The following is a 20,913-nucleotide window of genomic DNA, read 5'->3' as shown; positions in this document are numbered from 1 at the left end:
GCGCCGAGGTCACGTCCTTCTACCGCCAGTACTTCGGCGTGAATCTGACCAGCAGCCAGGTCACCACGATGCTGACCCCGTCGGCGTGACGGCCACGCAGCAGGCCGCGCGGTGCTGGCCCGCCGGCTGCCCGACGGCAGCGGTCCCTTTCCTAGGTCCAGTTCTGATAATTATTGCCGCTGCAGGGCAGGGTGTATGCCTGGTATCCGGTTCCGTTCGGGCTTTCGTGATTGCTGTCCAGGCATTTACCCGTTCCCGCGTTGCGGAAGGCCTGTCCGAAGCGGGTGCTCGACGCGACCACCCACTGCTGGCCGGCCGACCCGTCGCAGGTGGTCGCGTAGAGGGCGTCCGGCATTGCGGTGCCGTCCGCTGTGTACCCGCCGGCGGTGCTGACCATACAGGTACCGGTATGAAGGTTGCGGAACCGGAGCCCGTCCCGAGTCCACTGCTGCCATTCGCCACCGTTGCAGTCGAGCGTGTAAATCCTGGAGCCGTCGCTGTCGAGGCAGGCGCCGGTCGCGGTGTCGGCCCAGGACTTGGTCGTCGGCTGGGCCGGAGGAGCCGCCAGTGCCGGTGCGGGCGCGGCCTTGCCTGAACTCACGGCCAGCGGCTGCGACCCGGTAACGGCCGGTGCGGCGGCGGGAACCGCGAGCCCGGTCGAGGCGCTGCCGGCGCCGGGCCTGGCCACAGGGTCCGACGCCGGGTGCGATCCGGTCCCGGTGGTGGGCGCGGCCGGCGCCGCGCTGCCGGGTTCGGTGCTGGCCGAGGCTGCGTCAGCGGTGGCCGGGGATGCGACGGCGGTGGCGGTGGCGGTGGATGCGGCGGCAGTCGCCGTGGATGCGGATGTGGTCGACGGTCGGGCGGGTCCCGGGTGGCTGGCCGCCAGGTTCTGCTGGGGGTCCGGGTCCGACCCGTTGTTCACCGCGCGCTCCAACGCCGTCGCCCCGGCAGTGAGGACCACCGCCACCACGGCAACGATGACCGACACCCGCCGCCAGCGGCGGCCCTGCGTTCTGCCGTTGCGGGAGGTGACTATCGGACTGTCAGGGCGGCCCGACACCGGCCCGGGCGCCCCCGCAGCCGGACCCGACGCTGCCGGTGCCAACACTGGCGGGTCGGACGTCGTCGGGTCCGACACTGCCGGTGCCAACACTGCCGGGTCGGACGTCGCCGGGTCCGACACTGCCGGGTCCGACACTGCCGGGTCCGACGTCACCGGGTCCGACGTCCCCGGGTCCGGTGCCGGTGGCGGGGCGGCGACCCACGGATGAGCGGCGTCGGCCAAGCCCGGCTGCGGTCCGGTCGTGGCGGGCGGCGGCGAGCCGAGCGGCGGCCTCGCGGGTCGGCCCGCGAGGCTGGGCAGCAGCGCGCGCAGGTCGGCCACCCCGGGGCGGTCCCCGGGGTTCTTCGCGAGCATGGCCGACAGGACGGTCCACAGCGCGTCGTCGAGGTCGGGGGGACGACCGGGCAGAAGGTCGACGTGGGCGCGCATGACGGCCAGCGGCATCAGTCCGGCGAACGGTGTAACCCCGCTGACCAGCTCGTAGAGCATGATGCCGGCGGCGTAGACGTCCGCGGGCGGACCGACCTCACCGCCGGCGACCATCTCCGGGGCCATGTAGGTCGGCGTGCCGAGGATGCCCTGACTGGTGGTCAGCTCGGTGGAGCCGTCCATCACGCTGGCGATGCCGAAATCGGTCACCTTGGGGTGCAGCATCGGGCCGTCGCCGTCGAGCAGGACGTTCGCGGGTTTGAGGTCGCGGTGGACGATGCCGAGGTCGTGGGCGACGCCGAGACCGGTCAGAATGTCGGCGGTCAGGGCGACCGCCTCCGCCGGGGACAGGGTTCCCCGGGAACGCAGGTACTGGCGCAGGTCGGAACCCTCGATGAAATCCATCACAATGGCCAGCCGGCCGTGCTCGGCGACCAGATCCCAGACCTGGACCACGAACGGCGACTGAATGCGGGTGAGTACCGATCGTTCCCGCATGAACCGGGCGACTATTTTTTCGTCGGTGGTGAGTTCCGGCAGCAGGAGCTTGACGGCAAGGACTCGGCCGGACTGGTCCTGCCCACGCCACACCTCCCCCATCCCACCCCGCCCGATCAGGGATTCCAGGGTGTATGAACTACCCAGCCTCATCGCCATGCCGTGTCCCCACCGCTTCGTGCGCCTGCATTGTCGCGCTGACGGGGCAACAACATAGCCAATCGGCCGGTCGCCGGTTCTTTCGGGGCAAACTATTTGCCGAGAAAAAGCGGTCGGACCCGCTGACCTGCAAGAACGGCTTGTTCGAGCGTCTTGTGACGGCCTTACGGCTGGTAGCGGTAGCCCATGCCGGGTTCGGTGGTGAGGTGGCGGGGGCGGGACGGGTCGGGTTCGAGTTTGCGGCGTAGGCGGTTGACGTAGAGCCGCAGGGACGAGGTGTCGTCGGCGTGACCGGGGCCCCAGACCTGGTCAAGGAGGGACCGCGAGCTGATCAGCTTGCCGGGCTCGCGGACCAGGGTCGCCAGCAGCCGCCACTCGGTCGGCGTCAGCCGCACCGCCTCGGGCACCTGCCCCGCCTCGGCGGCCCCGGCCTCGGCGGCCGCCGCGCCGGTGCCTGCGGTCTCGGCGGCGCCGGGAGTACCGCCGTCGGCTGGGGGTGCCGCGGGGTCGGGGAGGGTGGTGACGGCCTTGGCGGCGAAGTCGATGCGGTGGCGGCCGATGATGATGACCGGGCCGGTCTCGACGCCGCCGGCGCGGCGGGTGACAGCGCGGATGCGGGCGAGGAGCTCCTCCACGGAGAACGGCTTGGTGACGTAGTCGTCGGCGCCCGCGTCCAGGGCGGCGATCTTGTCGTGGCCGGAGGTGCGGCCGGACAGGACGATGATCGGCACGCTGGTCCAGCCGCGCAGGCCGCGGATGACGTCGATGCCGTCGAGGTCGGGCAGGCCGAGGTCGAGCACGACCAGGTCGGGCGGGTGGCTGGCGGCCTCGCGCAACGCGTGGCCGCCGTCGACGGCGGTGCGGACCTCGTGGCCGCGGCTATGCAGGTTGATCCGCATCGCACGCAGCAACTGCGGCTCGTCCTCGACGATCAGGATGCGTCCCACCGGCTCCCCGCTCCCCTCGCCACCCGGCCCGGCGGCCCCACCCGACCCGGCCGCCCCACCCGACCGGGCCGACGCACCCGATCCGGCCGACGCACCCGACCCGGCCGGGCTCACCGCCGCGCCGGGGTGAGCGCGTCCAGCGCCCGGTTGAGGCCGAGCACGTTGACCGCCGGTTCGCCGAGGAAGCCGAGGCTCCGGCCGGTCGTATGGTCCCGCACGAGCGCGGCGACCTGGCCCGCGGGCAGGCCGCGGACCCGGGCCACCCGGCTGACCTGAAGGTCAGCGTAGGCGGTGCTGATCTGCGGGTCGAGGCCGCTGGCGCTGGCGGTGACCGCGTCCGCGGGGACGGCGGGGNGCGCGGGGGCGTCACCGCGGATCAGGACGCGCTGGCCGGCGGCGATGTCATCGGTCAGCGACCGGCAGCGCACCGGCACGCCGGCATAGGTGGCAAGGAACGGGCGGGTCGGGCACGGCTCGTTGGCGCTGACGACCCGCGTCACCCGGCCGTCGTAGCCGGGCCCCGCGTGGTAGACGGCGAGCACGGCGCCGACTCCGGAGGGGGTGCAGTACGGCCGGCGGCCGTCGACGCCGTCGAGCGCCCCGACCGCCTGGCTGCGCGCGCAGACCTGGGTGAGCAGGCTCTGCCGGGACTCGTCGGTGCCACGCGTGGCCGGGTCGTCGACGCTGTCGACGACGTCCTCCGGACCGAGGTTCGACGCCGAGGTGGACGTCGGGTCGTAGCCGTCCCCGGCGGCCGACGGCCGGCTCTGGAAGTAGCGCGGCACGGCGTTGCCGTCGGCGTCGGTGAACGACTGGCCGATCAGCGACGAGCCGACCCGCCGGCCGTCGGCGCCGCTGACGAACGAGCCGTCGGCGCGGTGGTGCAGGCCGGGGAGCTGGGCGACGGCGAGGATCGCCAGCGGGTAGGCGAGACCGACGACGACGGTGAACACGAGCAGGATCCGCAGGGCGGCCAGGTGCTGGCGGGCCCAGCCGGGCAGTCGCGCGAACATGGGTCAACCCACCCCCGGGATGAACTGGACGAGCAGGTCGATGATCTTGATGCCGACGAACGGCGCGATGATCCCGCCGAGGCCGTAGCGGGACAGGTTGCGCGAGAGCAGGGCGGAGGCGCTGCTCGGCGTGTAGCGCACGCCGCGCAGGGCCAGCGGGATCAGGACGACGATGATGAGCGCGTTGAAGATGACGGCGGACAGGATCGCCGACTCGGGGGTGGCCAGCCGCATGATGTTCAGGCTGTCGAGCCCGCCGTAGACGCCGGCGAACATCGCCGGGATGATCGCGAAGTACTTGGCGACGTCGTTGGCGATGGAGAACGTCGTCAGCGCCCCACGAGTGATCAGGAGCTGCTTGCCGATCTCGACGATCTCGATCAGTTTCGTCGGGTCGCTGTCGAGGTCGACCATGTTGCCGGCCTCCTTCGCGGCGGAGGTGCCGGTGTTCATCGCGACGCCGACGTCGGCCTGGGCGAGCGCCGGGGCGTCGTTCGTGCCGTCGCCGGTCATCGCGACGAGCTTGCCGCCGGCCTGCTCGGCGCGGATCAGCGCGAGCTTGTCCTCCGGGGTGGCCTCGGCGAGGAAGTCGTCGACGCCGGCCTCCTCGGCGATCGCCTTCGCGGTGAGCGGATTGTCGCCGGTGATCATCACGGTGCGGATGCCCATCCGGCGCATCTCGTCGAACCGCTCCCGCATGCCGGACTTGACGACGTCGGCGAGCTGGATGACGCCGAGCACCCGCGCGTGCGCCGCCGCGCCCGCGGCAGTGTCGGCGGCTGCGGCGGTGCCGGTGATCTCCCCGACGACCAGTGGCGTCCCGCCGGCGGCGGAGATTCCGTCGACGATCTCGCCGAGCTCGGCGGGCACCGTCCCGCCGGCCTGGCGCACCCACGTGATCACCGCGCTGGCCGCCCCCTTGCGGATCTGACGGCGCACCTCGACGCCGGTCTCGGGCGCGGCCCCGGCGTCCGGGTCGGCGAGGTCGACGCCGGACATCCGGGTCTGCGCGGTGAAGGGGACGAACGTCGCCGCGCGCAGCTCGCCGGGTGAGCGTTCGCGCAGGCCGTGATGCTCCTTGGCGAACACGACGACCGAGCGGCCCTCCGGCGTCTCGTCGGCGAGCGAGGAAAGCTGGGCGGCGTCGGCCAGGACGGCCTCGCCGACCCCGGCGACCGGGAGGAACCCGCGGGCCTGCCGGTTGCCGAAGGTGATCGTGCCGGTCTTGTCGAGCAGCAGCGTGTTGACGTCGCCGGCCGCCTCGACCGCCCGGCCGCTCATCGCGAGCACGTTGCGCTGGACCAGCCGGTCCATCCCGGCGATGCCGATCGCGGACAGCAGCGCCCCGATCGTCGTCGGGATGAGGCAGACCAGCAGGGACGCCAGCACGATGCCGGTGATCCCGTGACTGGTCAGCGCCGCCGAGTCGGGGATGGCGGGCTGCTGTGCCTTGGTGTAGATCGCCAGCGGCTGGAGGGTGGCGACGGCGAGCAGGAAGATGACGGTGAGCGCGGCGAGCAGGATGTTCAGCGCGATCTCGTTCGGGGTGCGGCGTCGGTCGGCGCCCTCGACCAGGCCGATCATCCGGTCGATGAAGCTCTCGCCGGGCTGCTGGGTGATCCGCACGACGATCCGGTCGGAGAGGACCTTCGTCCCGCCGGTGACCGACGACCGGTCGCCGCCGGACTCGCGGATCACCGGCGCGGACTCCCCCGTGATCGCCGACTCGTCGACGCTGGCGATGCCCTCGACGACGTCGCCGTCGCCGGGGATGATCTCCCCGGCGACCACGAGGACGATGTCCCCCCGGACGAGCCCGGGCGCCGGCACCTCCTCCACCGAGACGCGCTCCCCCGCACCGCCGGCCGCCGCGACCGCGTCGGGCGCGACGACCGCGTCGGGCGCGGCGACCGCGTCGGCGGTGGGGGCGGGCTGGCCAGGCGACCAGCCGGTCAGGCGGCGGGCGATCGTGTCGGTGCGGGTGCGACGCAGCGCGGCGGCCTGGGCCTTGCCGCGGCCCTCGGCGACGGCCTCGGCGAGGTTCGCGAAGACGACCGTGAGCCACAGCCACACGGTGATCAGCCAGCCGAACACGGACGGGTCGGCGATCGCGAGCACGGTCGTGAACGCCGCGCCGACCTCGACGATGAGCATGACCGGGTTGCGCCACAGGGTTCGAGGGTCGAGCTTGCGCAGCGCCGCGGGCAGCGAGCGGCCGAGCTGGCGGGGATCGAGCAGGCCGCCGCCGACCCGCCGCGGCCCGCCCCGGCCCGGACGCGGCGCGGCGCCGGGCGCGGCGATGACGGTGGTGGTGCTCATCAGTGGATCCCTTCCGCGAGCGGGCCGAGGGCGAGGGCGGGGAAGAACGTCAGCGCAACGATGATCACGGCGATGGCGCCGAGCATCCCGGCGAACTGGGGCCGGTGCGTCGGCAGCGTCCCGGCGGTCGCCGGGACCGGCTGCTGGCGGGCGAAGGAGCCGGCCATCCCGAGCACCAGCAGCATCGGCAGCAGCCGGCCGAACAGCATCGCCAGGCCCAGCGCGGTGTTGTACCAGGTGGTGTTCACCGTGAGGCCGCCGAACGCCGAGCCGTTGTTGTTCGCCGCCGAGGTGAAGGCGTAGAGCACCTCGCTCAGGCCGTGCGCCCCGGAGTTGAGCATGCCGGCGCGCTCACCGGGCAGGCCCATCGCGATCCCGGTGCCGAGCAGGGCGATCGCCGGGGTGGCCAGGAAGTACAGCGACGCGAACTTGATCTCCCGGGAACCTATTTTCTTCCCGAGGTACTCGGGTGTTCGCCCGATCATCAACCCGGCGACGAATACGGTGACGACGGCCAGTACGAGCATTCCGTACAGGCCGGACCCGGTGCCGCCGGGCGCGACCTCGCCGAGCATCATGTTGACCAGCAGGGTGGCGCCGCCCAGGCTCGTGTAGGAATCGTGGAAAGAATTGACGGAACCGGTGGAGGTGAGCGTCGTGCCGCTGGCGAACAATGCCGAGTCCGGCACGCCGAACCGGGTTTCCGTGCCCTCCGTCGCCGCGCCGACCGCGACCGGCACCGTCCCGTGGTGCGCGGTCTGGAAGGCGGCGTTCACCGCGAAGCTGCCGAGGGCGAGCGCGGCCATGACCGCGACGATCGCCAGGCCCTGGCGACGGTCGCCGACCATCCGGCCGAAGGTGCGCGGCAGCGAGAAGCCGATCGCGAGCAGCAGGTAGATCTCGAACAGGTTCGTCCACGACGTCGGGTTCTCGAACGGGTGCGCCGAGTTGACGTTGTAGAAGCCGCCGCCGTTGGTGCCGAACTCCTTGATGGCCTCCTGGCTGGCGACCGGCCCGCCGGTGATCGCCTGATGGCCGCCGGCCAGGGTGGACACCACCCGGTTGCCGTGCAGGTTCTGGATCGCCCCGCCGGCGATGAGGACGATCGCCGCGAGCACACAGACCGGCAGCAGGATCCGGATCACCGTCCGGGTGAGGTCCACCCAGAAGTTGCCGATCTCGTCGCCCGTGCCGACCAGGTCATCCCGGCTGCCTGCGCTGGTCGCGACCGGCGACCGGCGCCGCGCGAGGCCGCGGACCACCGCCACCGCGACCGAGATGCCCACGGCCGCCGAGACGAAGTTCTGCACCGCCAGGCCCGTCATCTGCACGGTGTGGCCCATGGTCGACTCGCCCGAGTACGCCTGCCAGTTGGTGTTCGTCATGAAGCTCACCGCGGTGTTCCAGGCCAGCGCCGGCCCCACCGCGCCGAACCCGAGGTTGAGCGGCAGATGTTCCTGGATGCGCTGGAGCAGGTACAGCAGCAGCACGCTGACCAGCGAGAAGGCCAACACGCTGCGGGCGTAGACGCCCCAGCGCTGGCCCGCGTCGGGGTTCACCCCGGTCAGCCGGTAGATCGCCCGCTCGACCCGCAGGTGGCGGCTGCCGGTGAAGACCCGGTACATGTGGTCGCCGAACGGGCGGTAGGTGACGAAAAGCGCGGCGACCAGCAGCGCCACGGCGAGGACGCCGGCGACGGACGTCGACATCAGAACCGCTCCGGGAACAGCAGCGCCGCGACGATGAATATCCCCAACCCGATCGACAGCACCAATCCGGCGATGTTCTCCGCGTTCACAGCCTTTCGACCCCTCGCAGCACCAGCGCCAGCAGTGCGAAACATCCCAGCGTCAGCAGGACGTACACCACGTCTTGCATGCGCCCCTCCTTCATCCCGGCAGGGGCCCAGTAAAGCGCGACGAAAACCGAAAATGGCGATCACTCACGCGGTTCTCACGCCGTCCGGCGGGTTTCTCACGGCCCGCTAACACCGATCTTGAAAAAGCGGCCTGTCCGGACCTTCCGATGGTTCCCGCCCAGGCCGGACAGGAGCACGATGGGTGGCGTGCCACGCGGAACACTGCGCATCTACCTGGGGGCGGCGCCCGGGGTGGGCAAGACCTACGCCGCGCTCGACGAGGCCCGCCGCCGCCGCGACCGGGGCACCGACGTCGTCGTCGGCCTGGTCGAGACGCACGCGCGCCAGCACACCGCCGAGATGCTCGACGGGCTGGAGGTGATCCCCCGCCGGTTCGCCGACCATCGCGGCGCCACCTTCACCGAGATGGACCTCGACGCAGTGCTGGCCCGGCGCCCCGCGGTGGCGGTCGTCGACGAGCTCGCCCACACCAACGTCCCCGGCAGCCGCAACGCCAAGCGCTGGCAGGACGTCCAGGAGCTGCTCGCCGCCGGCGTCGACGTCATCTCCACCGTCAACGTCCAGCACCTGGAGTCACTCAACGACGTCGTCGAGACGATCACCGGGGTGTCGCAGCGGGAGACCGTGCCCGACGCGGTGGTCCGCCAGGCTGACCAGGTCGAACTCGTCGACATGGCCCCGGAGGCGCTGCGGCGGCGGATGGCCCACGGCAACATCTACGCCCCGGACAAGGTCGACGCGGCGCTGGCCAACTACTTCCGCCCCGGCAACCTCACCGCCCTGCGCGAACTCGCCCTGCTGTGGCTGGCCGGCAAGGTCGACGACCAGCTCGACCGGTACCGGGCCGAGCACCACATCGGTGGGACGTGGGAGACCCGCGAGCGGGTCGTCGTCGCGCTCACCGGCGGCCCGGAGGGCGAGACCCTGATCCGCCGCGCGGCCCGGATCGCCTCCCGGACCAAGGGCGCGGAGCTGCTCGCCGTGCACGTCGCCCGCTCCGACGGACTCACCGGCGCCGACCCCGCGGCCCTGACCGGGCAGCGGTCCCTCCTCGACAGCCTCGGCGGCAGCTTCCACCAGGTGATCGGCGACGACGTGCCGACGGCGCTGCTCGACTTCGCCCGCGCGGAGAACGCCACCCAGCTCGTCCTGGGCGCCAGCCGCCGCGGCCGGCTCGCCCGGATCCTCAGCCCCGGCATCGGCGTCACCACCACGAACCTGTCCGGGCCGATCGACGTGCACATGGTCACCCACGCCGAGGCCGGCACCGGCTGGCGGCTGCCGCGCGTGCGCAGCGGGCTCACCCCGCGCCGCCGGCTGATCGCGACCGCGCTGACCCTGGCGCTCGTCCCCGCCCTGACCGCGGGGCTGGTCCAGGCCCGCGGAACCCTCAACCTGGCCACCGAGATGCTCGGCTACCTGATCATCGTGGTGACGGTGGCGCTGATCGGCGGATTCTGGCCGGCGCTGCTGTGCGCCCTGGCCAGCTGTCTGCTGCTGAACTACTACTTCNCCCCGCCGCTGCACCACTGGGCCATCGAGGACGGCAACAACGCCCTCGCCCTGGCCGGATTCGTCCTGGTCGCGGCGATGGTCAGCCGGGTCGTCGACATCTCCGCCCGCCGCTACGGCCAGGCGGTGCGCGCCTCCGCGGAGGCGGCGACGCTGTCGGTGCTCGCGGGCAGCGTGCTGCGCGGCGAGGACGCGCTGCCCGCCCTGCTCGACCGGGCTCGGGAGACCTTCGCCATGACCTCGGCGACCCTGCTCGAACGCGACGGCGACGGCTGGCGGGCTGTCCTCAGCGTCGGCCCGGACCCCTGCACCCGGCCCGAGGACGGTGCGGTGGACGTCCCCATCGGCGACAGCCTCGCCCTCACGCTGACCGGGCGGCCGCTGCCGGCCGCCGACCGCCGCATCCTCGCCGCCTTCGCCGCGCAGGCCGCCGTCGCCCTCGAACAGCGCCGCCTGGCCGAGGCCGCCGCGCAGGCCGTGCCCATCGCCCAGGCCGACCGGGTCCGCGCCGCGCTGCTCGCCGCCGTCAGTCACGACCTGCGCACCCCGCTCGCCGCCGCCAAGGCCGCCGTGACCGGCCTGCGCTCCGCCGAGGCCGTGCTCAGCCGGGACGAGCGCGACGAGCTGCTCGCCACCGCCGACGAGTCCCTCGACCGGCTCACCCGCCTGGTGGAGAACCTGCTCGACATGTCCCGGCTGCAGGCCGGCGCGCTGAGCGTGTTCCCCCGTCCGATCGGGCTGGACGACGTCGTCCCGCACGCCCTCGACGAGCTCGGCCCGCCCGCCCGGCACATCGCCATCCACATCCCCGACGACCTGCCGACGATCGACGCCGACCCGGCGCTGCTCGAACGGGTGCTGGTGAACCTCGTCGGCAACGCGCTGCGGCACGCCCCGCCCGGACGCCCCCCGGTCATCACCGCGAGCAGCCTCGCCGACCGGGTGGAGCTGCGCGTGGTCGATCACGGCCCCGGCATCCCCGCCGCCCACCGCGACCAGGTCTTCCAGCCGTTCCAACGGCTCGGCGACCGGGACAACACCACCGGCGTCGGCCTCGGGCTCGCCCTGTCCCGGGGGCTGACCGAGGCGATGAACGGCACCCTCACCCCCGAGGACACCCCCGGCGGCGGCCTGACGATGGTGGTCAGCCTGCCTGCCGCCGAGCCGCCCCCGTCCCTGACCGCCCTCGACGACGCGGACCTCGGCCCCGCCGCCCGTTCGCCGGCGCCCGTCGACGACCTCGCCTAGGAACTGCGTGGGAGAGCGGCCACCTGGTTCTTCCACAGGGCTCGGTGTCCGAATTATCCCTGCGGAAGAGACAGACGGCGCCGCTCCCATGCACACTGCCTCCGCATGGGGGGCTGGGCCGACGACCTGGAGGAGGACGGCAGCGGAAGGGGACGGGTGCGAGAGCGGATCACCGGGGCGCTGGAGCGGTGGCAGGTGCCGATCTATCTGGGGGCCATCGCCGGCGGGGCGGTCGTGGGGCTCGCCGGGCCCGGAGCCGGGCCGAGGTTCCTGGAGCAGGCGATCAACCCGGCGCTCGGCGCGCTGCTGTTCGTGACGTTCCTGCAGGTGCCGGCGGCCGAGCTGGTGCGGTCGCTGCGGGCGGGACGGTTCCTCGCCGCGGTGCTCACCGTGAACTTCGTCGTCGTCCCGGGCGTCGTCGCCACGATGCTGCCGTTGCTGCCCGACGCCCAGGCCGTGCGGCTCGGGGTGCTGCTCGTCCTGCTGTGCCCGTGCGTCGATTACGTGATCGTGTTCAGCGGGCTCGCGGGTGCCCGCGCCGGCGCGCTGCTGGCCGCCACGCCGGTGCTGCTGGCCGCGCAGATGCTGCTGCTGCCGGTGTTCCTGCTGGCCTTCCTCGGCCCGGGGCTCGCCGACGTCGTCGAGATCGGACCGTTCCTCGCGGCGTTCGGCGGCCTGATCGTCGTCCCGCTCGCGCTGGCCTGGACGGTGCAGGCGTGGGCCGCGCGCCGGCCCGTGGGCGCGGCGTTCGCCGGGACGGCCGGGACGGCGATGGTGCCGCTCATGGTCATCGTCCTGGTCACGGTCGTCGCGTCGCAGACTCCGAAGATCGACGACGACCTCGCCGAGGTGGCCGCCGTCGTGCCCGCGTATGTGGCCTTCCTCGTCGTCATGGCGGTCACCGGGCTCGGCGTCGCCCGGCTGTTCCGCCTGGATGTCCCCGCCGCCCGGGCGGTGGTGTTCAGCGGGGCCACCCGCAACTCGCTCGTCGTGCTGCCGCTGGCCCTGTCGCTGCCCGACCGGTTCGCGATCGCCGCCGCCGTCGTCGTCACCCAGACCCTCGTCGAGGTCCTCGGCATGATCGTCTACGTCCGCGCGGTCCCCCGCCTGCTACCCGACCGGTGAGGTGCGCGGCCGGGCCGGTGATGTGATCGTCCGGGCCGGTGATGTGAGCAGACAGACGATGGCACGAACGGGTAGGTACGCCCTTTCCGAGCAGGATGAACCCGCAGGACAACAACGTTCACGGGGGACTGTCACGAGGGAGTTGTCGTGTCATTCGATGGAGCGGGAGTCGTCGTCACGGGGGCGGGTTCGGGGCTGGGCCGCGCCGTCTCGCTGCGGCTGGCGGCCGACGGTGCTCAGGTCGTGGTCTCCGACATCGACGAGAAGGGCGGTCAGGAGACCGTCCAGCGCATCGCCGACCATGGCGGCAAGGCGACCTTCGTGGCGGCGAACGTCGCCGACCCCGCCAGCGTCACCGAGCTGTTCGACACCGCCGTGTCGGTGCTCGGCGGCCTGGACATGGCCGTGAACAACGCGGGCGTCGCGCACGCGCCGACGGACCTGCATCTGCTGTCGGTCGAGGACTGGGACCGGGTCCTCGGGGTGGACCTGCGGGGCGTGTTCCTCTGCATGCGCGCCGAGCTCGGTCACATGGTCGATGCGGGGCACGGCCGGATCGTGAACATGGCATCGAACGCGGGGGTGAAGAACGCGCCGTCGATGGCCGGGTACACCGCCGCCAAGCACGGCGTGGTCGGCCTGACGAAGAACGCGGCGCTGCAGTACGCCCGGCGCAACATCCGCGTCAACGCGGTGTGCCCCGGCACGATCCTCACCGAGGGGCTGGCCGGCTACGGCCCCGAGCAGCAGGCGGAGTGGGCCTCCCTCGTCCCGATGGGGCGCATCGGCACCCCGGAGGAGGTCGCCGGGTCCGTCGCCTACCTGCTCTCCGACGAGGCCGGCTTCATCACCGGCCACTCCCTGCTCATCGACGGCGGACTCATGTGGGACTGACCGTTCCGGTGAGCAGCCGCGCGCGACCGGCGCGGGCCGTCACCGTTACACGGATTACCCGGGCGTCGGCCTCCGCCTTGCCACCTGCCATCCGGCGGCGACCAGAAGTAACCCGGCCACCAGGGCCAACACGCCGGTGACGGCGCCGTGAAAGGTGACGGCATGCAGCCCGTCTGACGCGTTCGCCAGGCCGCCGCCGGCTCCGGCCCCCGCGGCGAGGGCCCCCACCACCGGAAGAACCACCGACCCCGACGGGTGCCGACGTGGCCGCTGCGCTCGGCGTGGCAGTGCCCGCAGGTGGGCGACGATCGCCACCGCCACGACGACCAGCCCGGCCACGCTCATGCCGTACTGGAGCCACTTGTAGCCGGGCAGGGCGCCGTGCTCGGCGCTCAACCAGGCCACCTGGCGGACGCCCCACCGCTGTTTGTGGGTGAAGTCGTCCCAGACGACGTGCGTCACGGCTCCCACGCTCGCGGCCACCGGTGCCAGCAGCCACTGGCGTCCCGTGAGCCGCGCCCGCGCAGCCAGCCGCAACCGGACCGGATCCGGGGCCAGATCGGCCAGGGCGTCGCGAATCAGGTGAAACCACAGTCCCAACGCGGCCAGCGACAGCACCGGAACGACGGTCACGACACCGAGCAGGCTGTGCGTGAGCCGGTACAGCTCCGGCCACCCGAAGAACACCGGCACGTCGGGAACCATCGACCCGGCCACCATCGCGCTCATCGGCAGGCCGAGGCGCCGCAGCGGCAGCACCGCCGCCGGATGGCTCAACGTGAACGGCACCCTCAACCCCACAACGCGCAGATCGGCACGGCGAAGATCCCCGGTTCCAGCCGATAGATCCTGGGCCCGGTGTGGACCACCACTCCGGCGACGAAACGGTCACCGAGCTCGTCCCGTAGCCAGGTCAGGTGCCGCGCGGCGGCTGCGCCGGGTGCCGCGTCTGCCTTCACCTCGATACCGATCACGCGTTCGGCGCCCAGTTCGGCGATGAGGTCGACCTCGTGACGCCCGTTGTCCTGGCGGAGGTGGTACAGGCGGGGACGCCCAGAGCCGACGGGTAGCTCGGCCCGCAGTTGGGTCGCCACAAAGGTGTCGAGGATCCGGCCGAGCAGGTCCCCGTCCCGGAGCACGGCGTTGACGTCGAGCCGCAGTGCGGCGCCGATCAGCCCTGTATCCACGATGTACTTTTTGGAGCCCCGGACGAGTCGCTTGAGCCGGTTCGTCGTCCAGGCGGGAAGTGACTCGACCACCAGCAGGTTCGCGAGCAGATGCGCGTAGGCTTCGGCGGTCTTCGCGTTGATGCCCGCGGCCTCGTGCAGCGTCCTGGCGTTGACCAGGCCGGCGGAGTTGAGCGCCAGTGCCTCGAAGTACCGCCGCAGGCGTTGGGGATCCCGGTTCTCCCGCAGCATCTCGACATCCCGGGTCAGCAACTGATCCAGGTAACTTTCCAGCCAGTAGGCCCGCGCCCGCTCCGACAGGTGCAGGGCGGGCTCGGGAAAGCCGCTGCGCAGCGCCAGCTCGACATAGCCACGCAGATCGGGGACGTCCGACGGTAGCGTCAACGTGTCGGCGCTGTCGGTGGCCAGGCGGTCGAGGAAGGTCGGCCCTTCGGCCCGACCCTCGATCTCGCGGACGGCGAGGCTGGTCATAGCCATCCGAACGAGACGGCCGGTGCCAGGCCAGTTGTCGGCTTCGAGATCGGCTCGCACCGACCCCGTGACCAGGAACCGGCCAGGCCGGGGGTCGGCATCCACCGCACGCTTGATCGCACCGAGCACCGACGGAACCATCTGCCACTCGTCGAGGAGCACCGGCTCCGGCAGCCCGCGCAGGGCCGCGTCGGGATCCGCGGCGAACGCAACCGCCTCACCTGGCCGGTCGAGCCGGATGATGGTGCGCGCGTGCCGGGCCGCCGTCGTTGTCTTGCCCGTCGCCCGCGGTCCGACCACCAGCAACGCGGGCAGCTCCGTCACAAGATCGCGGATCAGCCCGTCGACAAGCCGTGGCAGGTAGGACCGCTCCATCATCGGAGACTACCAATCTCCAGCACCCTCCAGTACCAATTTCCAACACCTCGGGATACCACGTTCCAACAGGCGTGATCCGCACTGGGGTGCATACCCGACTGTGATCATTACGCGGGCCAGCGACCGGCTCCGCGTCCTACGCCGACGCCGGCCCACGGGCGTGGTCATTGCCGGTCGCCGCCCGTCGGACGGGGCCGAACAGGGTGGTGCGCAGGGCCGGGCCGAGAGTGCGGACTATTTCATCGGCGGTCATGGAGGCGAGCGGTTCGACGGCCAGGAGGTAGCGGGTGAACACCAGCCCGCCGAGCTGACCGACGAACGCGCCCGCGCGGTGGCGGGCGTCGGCGCCGCCGAGGCGGTCGGCCAGGCGGTCGACCATCTCCCGCTGCAGGCCGCCGCGGAGCAGCGTCGCGAGCGCGGGGTCGGCCGCCGCCGCGCGGACCGCGGTGAGCAGCGGCAGGCCGGTCTCGGGCCGGTCCCAGCCGGCCACCAGAGCGCGGATTGCCCGCTGGGGCAGGGATTCCAGCTCGCCTTCGAGCAGGCTGGCCAGGACGTCCGCGGGGTTCAGGGTGAGCTCCAGGACAGCCGCGAACAGGCCGCGTTTGGAGCCGAAGTAGTAGCTGATCAGGGCCGCGTCGACGCCGGCGTCCGCCGCCAGGGAACGCATCGTGACCGCCTCGTAGCCCTCGCGGCGGAACCGATCCCGGGCGACGGCGAGGATCGTGGCCCGCACATCAGGGCTGCCGGGCCGCCGCCCGCGCCGCGGCGAAGAATTCATCACGGTTGAACTACCGTAGCCGGCCCCGCCAAGGTCGATCCAGCGCACCGACCTGGAGGACCGAGATGACCACATCGGCTTCACCGACGACAACCACGCCGACGACGGCCACGCCGACGCCGACGGAGTTGCACCCGACGTCCACGTCAGGGCCCGTCGTCCGCCACACCCGGGTGCTGGTGGTCACGTGCGGGGCGCTGGCGACGGTGATCTCGGCGATGTCGTCGCTCAACGTCGCCCTGCCGTCGATCGCCGCCGATACCCACGCTTCGCAGACCCGACTGTCGTGGATCATCGACGCCTACAGCCTCGTCTTCGCCGCGCTGCTGCTGCCGGCGGGTGCGGTGGGCGACCGGTTCGGACGGCGGCGCGCCCTGCTGACCGGGCTGCTGATCTTCGGTGCCGGGTCGGCGGCGGCGCCGTTCACGAGCAGCGCGACGACGCTGATCGGGCTGCGCTGCGTCCTCGGCGTCGGCGCGGCGCTGGTGATGCCGGCGACCTTGTCGACGATCACCGGCACGTTCCCGCGGGAACGGCGGGCGGCGGCGGTCGGGGTGTGGGCGGCCGTCGCCGGGGCCAGCGCCGTCGTCGGCCTGCTCGCCTCCGGCCTGCTGCTGCAGGCGTGGTCGTGGCGCTCGGTGTTTCTGCTCGGCGTCGTGCTCGCCGCCCTCGCCGCGGTGGGGACCTGGCTGTTCGTGCCCGACTCGGCCGCCCCGGACGGGCCGCCCCTCGACATCGTCGGCGCCGTGATCTCGATCGCCGGCCTCGGCGCGCTCGTCTACTCGATCATCGAGGCGCCGGAGCACGGCTGGCTCGGCCGCACCACCCTGCTCGGGCTCGGCACCGGCATCGTGCTGCTGGCCGGCTTCGTCGCCTGGGAGCTGCACACCCGCACCCCGCTGCTGGACCCGCGGCTGTTCACCCGGCCGGCGTTCGCCGCGGGCACGCTGTCGATCCTGCTGCAGTTCTTCGGCTTCTTCGGCCTGATCTTCATCACGATGCAGTACCTGCAGCTCGTCCGTGGCGACAGCGCGCTCGTGGCGGCGGTCAGTGTGCTACCGATGGCGGCCGGGATGATGCCCGCCGCCCGCCTCGCCCCGAGGGTCGTCGCCGCCGTGGGCGCCCGCGCCTGCTGCGTGGCCGGGCTGCTCCTGATCACCGCCGGGATGGTCGTGCTGTCCCGGCTCGACCAGGGCAGCTCGTACTGGCTGCTGCTGGCCGGACTGTTCCCCCTCGGCGTCGGGATGGGCCTGGCGATGACGCCCGCGACCACCGCCGTCACCGACAGCCTGCCCCCGGCGCTGCAGGGCGTCGGCTCCGCCGTCAACGACCTGTCCCGCGAGCTCGGCGGGGCGCTCGGCATCGCCGTGCTCGGCAGCCTGCTCGGCTCCACCTACCGCCACCACCTGGCCCAGCACGGCGCGCTCCCGCCGGCCCTCGCCGAGAAGGCCCGTTCCTCGCTGGGCGTGGCCGCCCACCTCGGCGAGCCGGTCCTCGGCCACGCGCGGACGGCGTTCGTCGACGGCATGCAGGTCGCCTTCCTCGGCGGCGCGGTCGCCACCGGGGCCGCCGCGCTCGCCGTGGCCCTCCTGCTGCGCGCTGGCCGACCGAAGTGAGCTCCTATCCGTCAGCGCGCCCGTAGCGCTGGTGGAAGACGTTGTGGTCGACGGGACGTCGGCCGGGGTGGCGGCGTTCCTCGGCGGGATAGCCGACGGCGACCAGCAGGGCGATGGCGAGGTCGTCGCGGTCGGCGATGCCGATCGTCTCCTTCACTGCGGCCTCGTCCCAGCCGTTCATCGGCGAGCTGGCCAGCCCCAGCTCGGTGGCGGCGAGCAGCACGTAGGTCGCGGCGATCATCGCATCCTTGATCGCGTACTCGCGTAGCAGGCCGCGCCGTTCGAGGTCGTGCTGGAAGGCGTCGGAGGCGGCCGCGAACATGGCGATGAAGTCGTCCGACCAGGCGCCGGCCCGGCGGGCCTGGTCGTAGATGTCGGCCCGGTCGGCGCGCCAGGCCTGCGGCTCCGCGACGAAGACGAGGATGATCGGGGCCTCGGCCGGCTGCGGCTGCCCGCCGGTGGCGCGCACGAGACTCTCCCGGCCCGCCTCGTCGCTGACGACGACGATCGAGCGGTCCTGCAGGTTCCAGGACGTGGGCGCCTCCATGGCCAGGGCAAGCAGGGCGTCGAGCGTGGCGGCCGGGATCGGGTCGGGCCGGTAGTGGCGAACCGTGCGGCGGGTCCGGATGGCGTCCGCGACCGACAGGGTCGGCCCGGTGGGCGGAACGAGACCGGCGGCGGGTCCGGGCGGCAGGAGCTGCGTCATGGCACTCACTGTCGGGGAGTGACTCTCTTTTCGGAAGAAGGCACTTATTGGTGCGCTACACCGAGCTCGCCCGCCGCATCGAGGGCGTCTCCCAGAAGATGCTCACCCAGACGCTGCGCGCCCTGGAGACGGACGGCTTCGTCACCCGCACCGTCCACCCCACCAGCCCGCCGCGCGTCGACTACACGCTGACTCCCCTCGGCCGCAGCCTCGCCGAGCCCATCACCGCCCTGCGCCGCTGGACCGAGACCCACATCAACGACATCGAACGCGCCCGCGCCGCCGCGCGACCGCTGCCCTCCGCCGGGGCCGGCATCGGGTAGCAACACAGCGACCAGTCCAGGCTTCGGCTGCGGGGTGAGGCTTCGCCGCGGCAGCATCAGGGGGGTCGCCAGGAGGAGCAGGCCGGCGGCCGCGATCGCGATCCGCGGGCTGGTGAGGCCGGCCAGCAGGCCCCACAGCACCGTCAGGGTCGCGATGCCGGCCTTGCTGGTGACCGACCAGGCCGACAGCGTCCGGGCGACGCGCCCGGCATCGGTCTGCTCGAGCCGGTAGGTGGCGAACACGGGATTGAACACACCCATGCAGGTGACCAGGCCGAGTTGGACGGCGATGACGAGCACGATCCCGGCCGTGCCGGGGCGGATGAAGGCCAACCCGAGCGACCAGCACGCCCGCAGTGTGCCGGCGACGAGCAGGACCCGATGCCGTCCGTGCCGCACGACGAGGGGCCGGGCCAGGCGAGAGCCGACGAGCCCGCCCACGCAGGGCACCCCGAACGCCAGGCCGTACTGCCACGGCTCGAAGCCGAGGCGGCCGAGCATGAGAACGGCGACGAGCGGAGACGTCGCCATGATCAACCCATTGACCAGGACGGTGTTGACGAACAGGGGTCGCAGCGCCGGGTGGCTCAGGATGTGCCGCCACCCCTCGGTGAGGTCGCGAAGCCGGGCCCTCGGTGTGCCGGCCGGCGCGGAGCGCGGCTCGCTCCCACCGATCGCGCCGATCGCGCCGATCGCGCCAATGGCCCCGATCGCGCGGAGTCCCGCCGCCGAGAGCAGGTAGCTGATCGCGTCGGCCAGCACGGTCGTCACCGGTCCGAACAGTCCGATCGCGGCCCCACCGAGCGGCGGCCCGACGACGGTGGCGGTCCAGGTCGTCGACTCGAGCCGGGCGTTCGCGACGAGCAGGTCCTCACCCTGTAGGAGTGCTTTCACGTAGGCGCCGGCGGCAGCCGTGAAGGCGATGTCGGCGGCGGCAACCATGATCGACACCACGACGAGCTGGGCGAAGGTGAGCCAGCCGAGCGCGAACGCGACGGGGACGCTCAGCACCGCGACGAACCGGGTCAGGTCCATCGCCACCATCACCGGCCGCTTGCGGCGGAACTCGACCCAGGGGCCGAGCGGCACCGCCACCAGCGCCCCCGCCGCCGGCCCCGCCGCCGCGAGCACCGCCACCTCGGTCGGCCCGGCGTGCAGCACGAGGATCGCGATCAGGGGGAACGCGTCGAACGCCAGCCACGTGCCGAGGGTGCTGACCGCGTACGCGGCCCAGAGCCACCCGAAGCGCCATCTCGCAGACCGCCCCGCCACTACCACCCGCCCCAGCCCCCTTCCCGCCGCATCCGAACAACATCTCGTTGACCAGCAGGATCTAAGCGAGCAGGCGAAGGGCGATGCAAACAACCGCCGCGGCGGCGAGCCACAACCCCGGGTTGTGCGACTAACGTCGGGCGACGTGGATCTCGAGGCTGTGCGAGCGTTCGTCTCCGTCGCGGACACCGGTCAGTTCCAGCGCACCGCCGCCGAGCTAACGATCACTCAACAGGCGGTCTCCAAGCGCATCGCCAAGCTGGAAAGAGACCTCGGCGTGCGGCTGTTCACCCGCACCGTGCGTGGAGCTCAGCTCACGATCGACGGCCAGGCGTTTCTCCCGCACGCCCGCGAGCTGCTCCAGGTCGAACGGCGGGCGACGGATTCCGTGCGGCCCGGCCGACGCGCGCTGCGCATAGACGTGATCAACCGGCGGATCGCCCCGGCAGCCCTGCTCCGCGATTTCCACGGCGCCCACCCCGATCTCCACCTGGACGTCGTGGTCCTCGACGACTCCGGCGTCGACGCCGCCATCGCGGCCGTCCGAGCCGGAACGATCGACGCGTCGTTTCGGGCTGTCCCCCTCCCCGCCCGGCAGATGCCCGACGTCATCAAGGCGATCCGGGTCGTCGACGAACCCCACGAACTGCTCACCGGGCCGACCCACTCGCTGGCCGCAGCTCGCGCCGTCACGCCTGCCGACCTGGTCGGACACCGAATCTGGATACCCGGCATCCTCCCCGGGACAGAATGGGCCACGTATTACGACGACCTCGCCGCGGAGTTCGGACTCACCATCGATCCGGTCGGTCCCAATTTCGGCACCGAGCACCTTCTGGACGTCCTCGCCGACTCCGCGACCCTGGCCAGCCTCGTCGGCGAAAAGACCCGGCTGCTCTGGCCCACCCGCTACGATCTGCGCCGCATCCCGCTGCACGACCCGACACCGATCTACCCGCATTCCCTGATCTGGCATCGCGACAACCCTCACCCGGCGCTCGCCCAATACCAGGAACTTTAGGTTCGGATCAGGACTGTGACCACGGTGGGCGGCGGTCCTGCGAGGTGCTTGTCGATCGGCTTCTTGGCGGGGAAC

The 20,913-nt window shown here is 72.3% G+C and carries 16 protein-coding genes and 3 pseudogenes; 7 read left to right on the top strand and 12 right to left on the bottom strand.

What is annotated here, in order from left to right; genetic code table 11:
* Positions 1-151 precede the first annotated feature (151 nt).
* From FF36_RS31860 to kdpF, 7 genes and pseudogenes are all read right to left on the bottom strand, one after another.
* The gene (locus FF36_RS31860; RefSeq protein ID WP_082122304.1) at positions 152-2,149 is read right to left on the bottom strand and encodes a serine/threonine-protein kinase; all 1,998 of its coding nucleotides are present in this window, start codon (positions 2,147-2,149) and stop codon (positions 152-154) included.
* 164 nt (positions 2,150-2,313) lie between these two features.
* Positions 2,314-3,096 (bottom strand): response regulator, encoded by a 783-nt coding sequence (locus tag FF36_RS27990; RefSeq protein ID WP_044888201.1) that lies wholly within the window; start codon positions 3,094-3,096, stop codon positions 2,314-2,316.
* Between the two features lie 110 nt (positions 3,097-3,206).
* Positions 3,207-3,450 (bottom strand): annotated as a pseudogene (locus tag FF36_RS39400) (potassium-transporting ATPase subunit C); the annotation flags it as partial.
* A 1-nt stretch (position 3,451) separates the two neighbouring features.
* Positions 3,452-4,109, bottom strand: a 658-nt coding sequence (locus FF36_RS27985) for a potassium-transporting ATPase subunit C (protein ID WP_242422948.1), incomplete at its 3' end; no start/stop codon positions are given.
* 3 nt (positions 4,110-4,112) lie between these two features.
* Complete coding sequence (gene kdpB / locus FF36_RS27980; RefSeq protein WP_044888199.1) at positions 4,113-6,428, bottom strand: potassium-transporting ATPase subunit KdpB; 2,316 nt, start codon at positions 6,426-6,428, stop codon at positions 4,113-4,115.
* Entirely contained in the window at positions 6,428-8,137 is a 1,710-nt protein-coding gene (gene kdpA, locus FF36_RS27975; RefSeq protein ID WP_044888198.1) for a potassium-transporting ATPase subunit KdpA, read from the bottom strand. Before kdpA ends, kdpB begins: the two co-directional genes overlap by 1 nt.
* Positions 8,137-8,226 carry a K(+)-transporting ATPase subunit F gene (gene kdpF, locus FF36_RS27970; RefSeq protein WP_044888197.1) on the bottom strand — a complete coding sequence of 30 codons (90 nt, stop codon included), beginning with the start codon at positions 8,224-8,226 and terminating at the stop codon, positions 8,137-8,139. Before kdpF ends, kdpA begins: the two co-directional genes overlap by 1 nt.
* Positions 8,227-8,484: 258 nt before the next feature.
* Here kdpF and FF36_RS39395 point away from each other — a divergent pair.
* From FF36_RS39395 to FF36_RS27955, 4 genes and pseudogenes are all read left to right on the top strand, one after another.
* A pseudogene (locus tag FF36_RS39395) lies at positions 8,485-9,819 on the top strand (sensor histidine kinase); the annotation flags it as partial.
* 1 nt (position 9,820) lies between these two features.
* Positions 9,821-11,067 (top strand): ATP-binding protein (locus FF36_RS39390; protein WP_242422947.1); only part of this gene is annotated, 1,247 nt, incomplete at its 5' end.
* Between the two features lie 105 nt (positions 11,068-11,172).
* A complete protein-coding gene (locus FF36_RS27960; protein ID WP_044888195.1) occupies positions 11,173-12,192 on the top strand; it encodes a bile acid:sodium symporter in 1,020 nt (339 codons plus the stop codon).
* A 147-nt stretch (positions 12,193-12,339) separates the two neighbouring features.
* Entirely contained in the window at positions 12,340-13,086 is a 747-nt protein-coding gene (locus FF36_RS27955) for an SDR family NAD(P)-dependent oxidoreductase (protein ID WP_044888194.1), read from the top strand.
* A 54-nt stretch (positions 13,087-13,140) separates the two neighbouring features.
* Here the strand turns inward: FF36_RS27955 and FF36_RS27950 are convergent, their stop codons facing one another.
* The 3 genes from FF36_RS27950 to FF36_RS27940 form a co-directional block, all read right to left on the bottom strand.
* Positions 13,141-13,875 (bottom strand): DUF4184 family protein, encoded by a 735-nt coding sequence (locus tag FF36_RS27950; protein ID WP_044888193.1) that lies wholly within the window; start codon positions 13,873-13,875, stop codon positions 13,141-13,143.
* Between the two features lie 2 nt (positions 13,876-13,877).
* A complete protein-coding gene (locus FF36_RS27945) occupies positions 13,878-15,122 on the bottom strand; it encodes an ATP-binding protein (protein WP_044888192.1) in 1,245 nt (414 codons plus the stop codon).
* Positions 15,123-15,258: 136 nt separating this feature from the next.
* Positions 15,259-15,900 (bottom strand): TetR/AcrR family transcriptional regulator, encoded by a 642-nt coding sequence (locus tag FF36_RS27940; RefSeq protein WP_044888191.1) that lies wholly within the window; start codon positions 15,898-15,900, stop codon positions 15,259-15,261.
* Between the two features lie 65 nt (positions 15,901-15,965).
* On the opposite strand from FF36_RS27940, the gene FF36_RS27935 reads away from it, so the two are divergent.
* Positions 15,966-17,516: an MFS transporter gene (locus FF36_RS27935; protein WP_242422946.1), complete on the top strand. Its 1,551-nt coding sequence runs from the start codon at positions 15,966-15,968 to the stop codon at positions 17,514-17,516.
* Between the two features lie 4 nt (positions 17,517-17,520).
* On the opposite strand, the gene FF36_RS27930 is transcribed toward FF36_RS27935, so the two are convergent.
* On the bottom strand, positions 17,521-18,222 hold the full coding sequence (locus FF36_RS27930) for a nitroreductase family protein (RefSeq protein ID WP_044888189.1): 702 nt from the start codon (positions 18,220-18,222) through the stop codon (positions 17,521-17,523).
* 98 nt (positions 18,223-18,320) lie between these two features.
* Here FF36_RS27930 and FF36_RS33525 point away from each other — a divergent pair, with 98 nt between their 5' ends.
* Positions 18,321-18,545 (top strand): winged helix-turn-helix transcriptional regulator, encoded by a 225-nt coding sequence (locus FF36_RS33525; protein ID WP_236705992.1) that lies wholly within the window; start codon positions 18,321-18,323, stop codon positions 18,543-18,545.
* A 51-nt stretch (positions 18,546-18,596) separates the two neighbouring features.
* Here the strand turns inward: FF36_RS33525 and FF36_RS27925 are convergent.
* Positions 18,597-19,817: pseudogene (locus FF36_RS27925) on the bottom strand (MFS transporter); the annotation flags it as partial.
* A 145-nt stretch (positions 19,818-19,962) separates the two neighbouring features.
* Between FF36_RS27925 and FF36_RS27920 the strand changes: the two are divergent.
* Positions 19,963-20,838 carry a LysR family transcriptional regulator gene (locus FF36_RS27920; protein ID WP_044888188.1) on the top strand — a complete coding sequence of 292 codons (876 nt, stop codon included), beginning with the start codon at positions 19,963-19,965 and terminating at the stop codon, positions 20,836-20,838.
* Positions 20,839-20,913: the final 75 nt, after the last annotated feature.

Origin of the sequence: Frankia torreyi, from assembly GCF_000948395.1 — a bacterium.
GTDB lineage: Bacteria > Actinomycetota > Actinomycetes > Frankiales > Frankiaceae > Frankia > Frankia torreyi.
The sequence above is the reverse complement of the archived record's forward strand: the minus strand, read 5'-3'. Positions and strand labels throughout refer to the sequence as shown.